2 pseudogenes are annotated in these 402 nt (G+C 57.5%); both read left to right on the forward strand.

Annotation, left to right across the window (positions count from 1 at the left end):
* Positions 1 to 154: pseudogene (locus tag CWM53_RS00910) on the forward strand (type I methionyl aminopeptidase); the annotation flags it as partial.
* Positions 155 to 282: 128 nt separating this feature from the next.
* Positions 283 to 402: pseudogene (locus CWM53_RS00915) on the forward strand (helix-turn-helix domain-containing protein); the annotation flags it as partial.

Here is a 402-nt window from a genome sequence, read left to right on the forward strand (position 1 = left end):
GGGCGACAGCCGCATCAAAACCAAAAAAGATGGCTGGACGGTCGTCACCCGCGATAAAAAACTCTCCGCGCAATGGGAGCACACCGTGGCCGTCACCGCCAACGGTTTTGAGGTGCTGACGCTACGCGACGACGAGCAGTCGCGGATCCGCTGAGTTTTCTTCTCCCGGTATACCGGCATAGCCGATATTTCTCGCTGGCGAGTACCGCCCTTCGCCAGCGCATTTTTTATTTATGCTCGCCCTGATCGTGCCGCAGTGGATCGTCTTTACCGGCGAACGTTAAACAGAACCTGTCGCTGCTCAAGTCGGGAAAGGTCAAAGGCATCCGCTTTGATACTCTGTCCCGCCTCTGCGAGGCGCTGGAATGTCAGCCCGGTGATATCCTCGCTGGGAACCCGACT

Origin of the sequence: Klebsiella sp. A-Nf5, from assembly GCF_002810545.1 — a bacterium.
Taxonomy (GTDB): Bacteria; Pseudomonadota; Gammaproteobacteria; order Enterobacterales; family Enterobacteriaceae; genus Klebsiella; species Klebsiella variicola.